This window comes from Acidovorax sp. HMWF029, assembly GCF_003060895.1.
Lineage (GTDB): Bacteria > Pseudomonadota > Gammaproteobacteria > Burkholderiales > Burkholderiaceae_C > Acidovorax.
Map to the genome: position 1 here is coordinate 45,442 of NZ_QAIH01000209.1, position 8,224 is coordinate 53,665.

Consider the following 8,224-nt stretch of genomic DNA (forward strand, 5'->3'; position numbering starts at 1 on the left):
ATCTCGGCGCTGCTGGTGGGGCTGGTGGACACCTTCGGCAAGGTGCTGCTGCCGTCGATGGCTGGCATGCTGGTCTACATGCTGATGGCAGCCGTGCTCCTGTGGAAACCCGAAGGCCTCTTCAAACAATGATGACTCTGATGCTTATCACTTCGCGCGCCACCCACGTTTCGCACGCTTCACGCATTTCACAGGTCTGCGGCCCCCTATGAGTACACCCCGCGCCAATATCGAAGTGCTGCCGCGCAGCGTGCAGTTTTTCCTGGCTCTGGGGCTAGCGGCCTTGCTGCTGTTCCCGGTCGTCGGCAGTGATTTTTATGTGCAGATGGTCACACGCATGATGATCATGGCCATCTTTGCGATGAGCCTCGATCTGCTGCAGGGCGTCACCGGCCTGGTGTCGCTGGGCCACGCCGCCTACTTTGGCGTGGCGGGCTATGCACTCGCCTTTCTCACACCTGCCGATATGCCCGTGAGCCTGTGGTGGTCGCTGCCCCTGGCGGTAGCGGGCGCAGCTCTGGTGGCTTTGGTCATCGGCTTCTTTGTGGTACGCACGCACGGCATCTACTTCATCATGGTCACGATGGCGTTTGCGCAGATGGTGTTCTATCTGTTCTTCGACAACAAGGCACTGGGTGGCTCAGATGGTCTGTACATCAATTTCCGGCCCGACGCATCCATCTTTGGCTGGCTGCCGTTCGATCTGGAGGGCCGCAAGACTTTTTACTACTTCACGCTGGCGCTGGTGGTCGCTGTCTACGCGCTGCTGCGACGCCTGCTCTGGAGCCCGCTGGGACGTGCGCTGGCGGGCATCCGCATCAACGAACACCGCATGCGCGCCATGGGCTTTGGCACGCGCGGCTACAAACTCACCGCATTCACCGTTGCAGGTGCACTGGCCGGACTGGCAGGCTACCTGTGGGGCGCGCAGACGGGCTACGTGAACCCGGAGCTGATGGGTTTTCACATGAGCGCCCACGCCATCATGATGATCATCCTGGGTGGCATGGGCAATTTTGCAGGGGCCATCGTGGGCGCCTTTGCCTTCGAATACCTGTTGCATGTGTTCAAGGACATCACCAAACACTGGCAACTGCTGATGGGCAGCTTCATCGTGCTCGTCGTGCTGGCCGCGCCGCGCGGGCTGCTGGGCATGCTGGGGCAGCGCCGGGCCAGCAAGGCGCAGGAGGACTCACACCATGGCTAATGCCCTGCTCTCGGCCCGCCAACTCACCAAACGCTTTGGTGGCCTGGCTGCCGTCAATGGCGTATCGCTAGACCTCTGGCGTGGCCAGATCCATGCGGTGATCGGCCCCAACGGCGCGGGCAAGTCCACGCTGACCAACCTGCTATCGGGCGACCTTCCACCCAGCGCGGGCCAGGTGCAGTTGGGCGGCACCGATGTGACCGGCTGGGCGCCCGAGCGCATCTCGCGCCAAGGGCTGGGCCGCAGCTACCAAAAGACCAACATCTTCCTGCCGCTCACGGTGCACGAAAACGTGCGCCTGGCCGCACAGTCGCGCGACCCGCAACAGCCCTGGAACCCACTGCGCTGGTGGCAGGATACACGCACAAACGCTATCAAAAACAGAGCTACTAACGCACGTCTGGAAAGCGCTATCGAGCTTTCTGGCTTGAAAGATCGGCGCATGGCCATTGCCGGAGCCATGAGCCATGGCGAACAGCGCCAGCTTGAAATCGCGATGACCCTGGCCACCGAACCGCAGGTGCTGCTGCTCGACGAACCGCTGGCGGGCATGGGGGTGGCCGAGGCAGAACGCATGGTCGAGCTGCTGCAGCGCCTCAAGCCCGCCCACGCCATCATGCTGGTCGAGCACGACATGGATGCCGTGTTTGCGCTCGCCAATCACCTCACCGTCATGGTCAATGGCGAAGTGATCGCCCATGGCACACCGCCCGAAGTGCGCGCCGATGCCACGGTGCAGGCCGCCTATCTGGGGGAGGATCATTGAGATGAGCACGCCATGGATTGATGCCCGGGGCATCCACACCTTCTACGGCAGCAGCCATATCCTGCACGGCATCGACTTCACTGTGGGCCAGGGCGAGACCATTGGACTCATGGGCCGCAACGGGATGGGCAAGAGCACCCTGCTCAAGTCGCTGATGGGGCTGGTCAAACCACGCTCGGGCAGCGTGACAGTGGCCGGCCGCGATGTGACCGGCAAACCACCGTTCGAGGTGGCACGCCTTGGGATCGCCTATGTGCCCGAAGGGCGCGGAATCTTCGGCAACCTCAGCGTGGTGGAGAACCTGCAGATGGCCGCCCGCGCTGGCACACGCGGCCAGCGTGACTGGACGTACGACCGGGTGCTCGAGACCTTCCCGCGCCTGAAGGAGCGCCTGGGCCACGGAGGCCAGCAGCTCAGCGGCGGAGAGCAGCAAATGCTGACCATTGGCCGCGCGCTGATGACCAACCCCGACGTGCTCATTCTCGATGAAGCCACCGAAGGTCTGGCACCACTGATTGCCCGCGAGATCTGGCGCATCTGCAGCCTCATCAAGGACAGTGGCATCAGCAGCGTGATAGTGGACAAGAACTGGAAGCACGTCACGCAAATCACTGACCGCAACATCATCCTGGTCAAAGGCCAGGTGGTGTTTGAAGGCAGCTCGGATGCACTGCATGCGCAGCCGCAGTTGCTGGAGCAGTACCTGGGCGTTTGAAATCTGTTGGATTGCGGTCCCAAGCCCGCCTGGGGCCGCGTTGCAGGGTCAGTACACTAGGCATTCCAGACTATTTGGCGGTGATCGTGACCGGTACCGCCTGTTGGGCAGACAGCCCTGCCGAATCCCGGACCGTGACGAGCAACTGGTAGTTGCCAGTCACCGGGCTGGGCCATTTAGCGGTGATGGTTGACCCTGCGATGGAAAACTCCATGCCCAGTGGAACACCCGCAATGGAAACCGACAGATAGGTTGCGCCCGGGGACGAGACCGAAATGGTGCCTGACAGCGGCTTGCCCGCCACGCCCACCATGGCTGCCGCAGTGATGACAGGGCCGGCGGCAGAAATCTTCACGGTGAAGGTGCCCTGGCCAGACAGCCCGGTCTTGGAGTCCTTTGCCGTCAAAGTCACGCTGTAGCTGCCGACCAGCGGCTGGGCCCAGCTCACCACACCGTCAGCTCCCACCACCATGCCAGCCGGAGCACCTGCAAGGGTGTAGGTGACAGGGTTGGCAGAAGTCACGTTCGCCTTGAAGCTCAGGGGCACACCAGGACGCCCCGCAATACTGGCGCTAGTTACGACAGGTGCCGTAGGTGCAACCACCGTGACGGTGTAGACACCTTGCCCGGTGAGTGCTGTTTTCGTGTCTTTGGCGACCACGGTGACAGCATAGGTCCCGGCGACCGGTTTGGGCCAGGAAACGACACCTGCTGCGCCAATGGACATTCCCGATGGGGCGCCAGAAAGGCTCAGCGCGACAGGGTTCGGAGCACTCACGGCTGCCGTGAATGTCAATGCCGCGCCCACGGTGCCGTTGATGTTCGCAGGGGTAACGACAGGCGCGGCCACCGGCGCCGAGGCCCCCGACAGCAGCGAGACCAGCGCACTGCCGTTCGGCGTCCCGAGTCCAGTCAGCTGGTCATAGCCAATCCGCGCCGAACACGTCGCGCAGGCACCGTGGCTGCCCGAACGAATATCTGCAAAGCCACTTGCGTAGTTGCCGGGCACCGCACCCACCTGACCGTACAGCAAGGGGTGGGCAGCCCCCAGCACCGATTTACCCGCTTGCACGCGGCTCGCATTCGCCACGGCCACGAGGCCTGCCCACATGGGGGCCGAAAGACTGGTGCCACCCGCGCTGATCCATTGCACGGAGCTACTGCCCGGCGCCATGACAGCCACGTAATGGCCGGTGGCGGGGTCTGCATTCATGGCCACGTCGGCAACGGTGCGGCGAGCCACCGACCCCACACCGGGAAGCGAGGACTTCTGGTACGAGGGTGTGGCGATGAAGGCGCTGGGCCCCCCGCCCGTGCCCGACCAGCTCACTTCAGAGCGAGGGCCTGTGCCCGAATACGTCAGCGTGGTGCCGCCCACCGCGACGACATTGGATGAAACAGAGGGCCAGTTGACCGTGGCACCGGAGTCCCCGGTGGCCGCAAGATAGGTCATGCCCGCACCCGAAAATGCGGAATCCACGGACGCCGTCCAGCCCCCTTCCTGTGCACCGAAACTCATGGACACCACCCCGGGGCCCATTGCGTTGGCCAGGCGTATTGCTGCCAGCAAGTTGTTGACAGAGGCATCGGGGGCTTCAATCAAGACAATGCGCGCCAGGGGCGCAATCGCATGGGCCCATTGCACATCCAGGGCAATTTCAGTCGCCCAGCCTGCATCGTAGGCAGGGGGCGTAGAAGTGATCGCCCCCGACGCAGAGCTGTAGGCCACCCACAACTCGCATCCCGTGGACGCGGAAGCAGCCGCCAAGGGCAAAGCAGTGCTCGGGGCCAGGACCTTGGTTGTACAGGTGGGCAGACCGAATTTCTGGTTGAAAGCTGCCAGCTCTGCAGCAACATTCGGGTTGTGCTTAGCATTGACGATGTAGACCGTTTGCCCTGCCCCCAAGGCCGCAGCCTGTGGACCTGTCGGTTTGGAGCCCACCGCTGGCAAGGGGCTGAATCCGTAGGCTGCCCGCACCTGTGCCACCGAATAGGTGGTCACGACGCCTGAGCCGGCGAGCGGCAAGACACCGCCGTCCGGCGAGGCGAAAGAGATGCCCTGAGCCGCTTTCATATGCACCTCCTCCAGTTTGGAGGGTGTCAGTCGGCGGGTCGAAAGCGCACGAAACTCGCTCGGCACGGCCTGGCGTTTGGGCGACATCACAGCCGATGCGTTGGCATCCTGCACATCCGCATCATCCGGTGCATTCAAAACCACCGGTGCTATGTGGAACAGTGGTTGCGCTACCTGGCTCGAAGCTTCCTGCGGCAGCCATTCGGGCTCCAACTCCAGCGTCATGGTGCTAGACGCCACTTCAGCCGTGACCTCGGGATCCTCAGATCCACCGCACGCCACTACCGCGAGGGGAATCGCCCCCCAGACCACCCAGCGCGCGCAGCGGCGCATCAGGGCCATAGAACCTTCAAGTGATTTGGCCGACATCGGTTTCTCCAAGAAATGCGAATTCATGTCGCACACCGTGAAGACGGAGCCGCGCGCACTGCGAACAGGTTGCCGTGCGCCTAAACGCCAGGCCACTGCGGTGGAGCGCAGGACCGTGTGGGCAACCCCGCTGTCGTGTCCGCGCAATGCGGATTTAGACCGGTGGCTTTGCGACCCCGACTTTCGAACGGGTGTGCCTTGATGCGTCAAATGTAATTTTTTGAAACATAAAAATCAATAGAATTGATAAAAATATTTTCCAACTATCACATCCAGCATCCGTGGGTTGCGGCGGATGTCAGCGCATCCCCTGCTTTCAGCAGTCAGCGAAGCAGTCCCGTCGGCGCACGCCACCGGCAGGCCGCTCGGTAGAATCCAACGCCTAGCCCCATTCACACAGACATGGCTTCCGCAAAACAGGGCTTGGGCAAGTGACTCGCTCCAAGACACAGGCTTTTGTGCATTCTGATTTGCGTAGGTCCTCACAGAAAGAACGTCTTGTCCGACCGCTTTGCCGTACTTCCCCAATACGTTCTTCCCAAACGCGCACTCACAGCAGTGGCGGGAAAGTTTGCTTCGGCCCGGCTGGGTGGCCTCACCACGGCGGTGATTCGCCGGTTTGTCGCCCGCTACAGCGTCAACATGGCAGAGGCGGCCAATCCCGACATTGCCAGCTATGCGTGTTTCAACGACTTTTTCACGCGCGCCCTCAAGCCCGGTGCACGTCCGCTGGCTGCAGCAGACCTCATTTGCCCCGTGGATGGCGCTATCAGCCAGTTTGGCCCCATCGCCAAGGACCAGATCTTCCAGGCCAAGGGCCACAGCTACTCCACCACGGCATTGGTGGGCGGCGACGCAGCCGCTGCAGCGCGGTTTGACAACGGCTACTTCGCCACGCTGTACCTGAGCCCGCGCGACTACCACCGCATTCATATGCCTTGCGCGGGTGAACTCACGCGCATGGTGCACGTTCCGGGCGATCTGTTTTCGGTCAACCCCACCACCGCACGCGGCGTGCCGGGCCTGTTCGCGCGCAACGAGCGCGTAGTGTGCTTTTTTGAATCAGCCCAGGGGCCGTTTGTACTCGTGCTGGTAGGTGCCACCATCGTGGGCAGCATGGCCACCGTGTGGCACGGGCAGGTGAACCCGCCGCGCACCGGCACGCTGCGGCAATGGGACTACGCCCCGGGCCAGGTGCGGCTGGAAAAGGGCGCGGAGATGGGGCGCTTTCTGCTCGGCTCCACCGTGGTGATGCTGTTCCCGCAGGGGGGACTGCAGTTCAACCCGCAGTGGGCACCCGCAAAGCCCATTCTGTTGGGTGAAGCGATGGCGCAGCTTGCGTCGTCCTGAACAGGTTCCAGTGCCGTCAGTGCACAAGCCTCGGCACAGTTTTCAATCCGGCACCCGGCTGAGCTGGAAAGCACTGGGCTCCAGCCGAAGGGTGTCGGATTGCACCGGGGATTCATGCCCCACCAGGTACACCATCAAGCCACTGCGCCTCAACATCACGTGACTCACCGTTTCGCGGCTTTGTCCTAACTGAACGACCGCGCCGGGCCTGAACAATGGCATGTAGTAGTACGCCGCAGATTCCATCGGGATGCGGCTCCTTCCGCAAAGGTGGCCAAGTGGCACACCATGTGGCCTGTAGTAGGCCGCTCAGGGCATCCTAGCACCGATCCCCCGCCGCCTTTCACATTTCACTTTGTCGCAAGACAAAGCTGCCTGCAAATCAGCCTCTGGCGTATGCAAGCGCCGCGTTCAGCATGCGCTGCAGGTGCGGCTGAACCCCCGCCGCCACATCGGGCAAGTAGTCAAAAGGCAAAACCTCCTGCATGTAGCTGCACTGGGTCATCTCCAGCTGCACCGCGTGGATGTTCTGCGCGGGCTGACCGTAGTGGCGCGTGATGTACCCTCCCTTGAAGCGGCCATTGAGCACCCCCGTGTACCCCGGCGCCGACTGGGTAATGGCCAACAGCGTCTGCGCCAGCGCAGGATCGCAGCTTGCGCCGTCGGCCGTGCCAAGGTTCAGATCAGGCAGCTTGCCCTCGAAAAAGCGCGGGAGTACGGAGCGGATGGAATGCGCATCCCACAGCACGGCCACGCCATGCTGCGCGCGAATGCGGTCCAGCTCGGCGCGCAGCTGGGCGTGGTACGGCGCCCAGACGGCATCGCGGCGCGCAGCGATCTCGGCGTCATCGGGTACATCGGCCAGAGCGTAGATCGGTGTGTCGTCGAAGGTGTCCACAGGGCACAGGCCCGTGACACTTTGGCCGGGGTAAAGACTCGCGCCATCGGGCGGGCGGTTCAGATCTACCACGTAGCGCGAATGCGTGGCCACGAGGATGGACGCGCCCAGATCCTTCGCAAACGCATAGAGGCGCTCCATGTGCCAGTCGGTGTCGGGCACTTGGCGGGCTTCATCGGTAAAGCGTGCGGCCAGCGCGGGCGGCACGTAGGTGCCCGCGTGGGGCATGGAGACCAGCAAGGGTGCAGAGCCTTGGTGGAAGGTGAACGGTGGGGGAGCGGTATCGGTCATGGCAAAGAAAATGGTGCAGGCCAAACGGATTGGGTCGGTCGGTCGGTCGGTCGGTCGGTCGGTCGGTCAGTCAGTCAGTCAGTCAGTCAGTCGGCGGCAATGGTGGCCGCGCGCGCAGCCAGGAAAGCCTGCGCGCCCTTGTCGTGCAAGGCATGGCGCCCCTGCCAAACACGCTGCACACCCGCCACCCACAGGCTGTCGATGGCAGAGGTGCGGTGGCTGCCAAACACATGTGCCGACAGCATGCTGGGTGCGGGCAGGCCGCCCAGGGCCACATGCTGCGCATCCAGCACCACCATGTCCGCCTGCTGGCCCACTGCCAGGCCCTGGATGGCACGGCCCGATGCCTGTGCCCCGCCCGATACGGCCTGCAGGGTCATGGCGGTGGCCACCTCGGGCTGCGACGCCGTGGCCAGCACATTGCGCTGGCGCAGTGACAGACGCTGGCCGTATTCCAGCATCAGCAGCTCCTCCGCCGCGTTCACGCAGGCATGGCTGTCCGAGCCCACGCCCCAAAGGCCGCCGTGCTGCAGCCACAGCGGCATGTTGAATAT

Annotated in this window: 7 protein-coding genes, 2 pseudogenes and 1 riboswitch; of the genes and pseudogenes, 5 read left to right on the forward strand and 4 right to left on the reverse strand. The window is 63.2% G+C overall.

The genetic code is table 11. From position 1 onward, the window contains the following. From DBR12_RS22935 to DBR12_RS14740, 4 genes and pseudogenes are all read left to right on the forward strand, one after another. Positions 1–132: pseudogene (locus tag DBR12_RS22935) on the forward strand (branched-chain amino acid ABC transporter permease); the annotation flags it as partial. A 76-nt stretch (positions 133–208) separates the two neighbouring features. Further along, a complete protein-coding gene (locus DBR12_RS14730; RefSeq protein ID WP_108617945.1) occupies positions 209–1,207 on the forward strand; it encodes a branched-chain amino acid ABC transporter permease in 999 nt (332 codons plus the stop codon). Further along, positions 1,200–1,973, forward strand: coding sequence for an ABC transporter ATP-binding protein (locus DBR12_RS14735; protein ID WP_108617946.1), 774 nt, complete (start codon positions 1,200–1,202; stop codon positions 1,971–1,973). Before DBR12_RS14730 ends, DBR12_RS14735 begins: the two co-directional genes overlap by 8 nt. Position 1,974: 1 nt before the next feature. Further along, positions 1,975–2,688: an ABC transporter ATP-binding protein gene (locus DBR12_RS14740; RefSeq protein ID WP_108617947.1), complete on the forward strand. Its 714-nt coding sequence runs from the start codon at positions 1,975–1,977 to the stop codon at positions 2,686–2,688. 70 nt (positions 2,689–2,758) lie between these two features. Here the strand turns inward: DBR12_RS14740 and DBR12_RS14745 are convergent, their stop codons facing one another. Next, positions 2,759–5,131: a putative Ig domain-containing protein gene (locus DBR12_RS14745; RefSeq protein WP_233244538.1), complete on the reverse strand. Its 2,373-nt coding sequence runs from the start codon at positions 5,129–5,131 to the stop codon at positions 2,759–2,761. A gap of 117 nt (positions 5,132–5,248) precedes the next feature. Beyond that, positions 5,249–5,339: riboswitch (cyclic di-GMP riboswitch) on the reverse strand. 290 nt (positions 5,340–5,629) lie between these two features. Here DBR12_RS14745 and asd point away from each other — a divergent pair. Next, positions 5,630–6,481 (forward strand): archaetidylserine decarboxylase, encoded by an 852-nt coding sequence (gene asd / locus DBR12_RS14750; protein ID WP_108617948.1) that lies wholly within the window; start codon positions 5,630–5,632, stop codon positions 6,479–6,481. A 42-nt stretch (positions 6,482–6,523) separates the two neighbouring features. Here asd and DBR12_RS14755 read toward each other — a convergent pair whose 3' ends face one another. From DBR12_RS14755 to DBR12_RS14765, 3 genes and pseudogenes are all read right to left on the reverse strand, one after another. Further along, complete coding sequence (locus DBR12_RS14755; RefSeq protein ID WP_108617949.1) at positions 6,524–6,727, reverse strand: hypothetical protein; 204 nt, start codon at positions 6,725–6,727, stop codon at positions 6,524–6,526. Positions 6,728–6,863: 136 nt separating this feature from the next. After that, positions 6,864–7,670: an N-formylglutamate deformylase gene (hutG, locus tag DBR12_RS14760; RefSeq protein WP_108617955.1), complete on the reverse strand. Its 807-nt coding sequence runs from the start codon at positions 7,668–7,670 to the stop codon at positions 6,864–6,866. Positions 7,671–7,756: 86 nt separating this feature from the next. Continuing rightward, positions 7,757–8,224: pseudogene (locus DBR12_RS14765) on the reverse strand (amidohydrolase family protein); the annotation flags it as partial.

Bases quoted from the DNA above. Each gene is read 5' to 3' on its own strand.
- DBR12_RS14735 (WP_108617946.1), top strand. From the start codon at position 1,200: ATGGCTAATGCCCTGCTCTCGGCCCGCCAACTCACCAAACGCTTTGGT.
- hutG (WP_108617955.1), bottom strand. From the start codon at position 7,670: ATGACCGATACCGCTCCCCCACCGTTCACCTTCCACCAAGGCTCTGCA.
- DBR12_RS14745 (WP_233244538.1), bottom strand. From the start codon at position 5,131: ATGTCGGCCAAATCACTTGAAGGTTCTATGGCCCTGATGCGCCGCTGC.
- DBR12_RS14755 (WP_108617949.1), bottom strand. From the start codon at position 6,727: ATGGAATCTGCGGCGTACTACTACATGCCATTGTTCAGGCCCGGCGCG.
- DBR12_RS14740 (WP_108617947.1), top strand. From the start codon at position 1,975: ATGAGCACGCCATGGATTGATGCCCGGGGCATCCACACCTTCTACGGC.
- DBR12_RS14730 (WP_108617945.1), top strand. From the start codon at position 209: ATGAGTACACCCCGCGCCAATATCGAAGTGCTGCCGCGCAGCGTGCAG.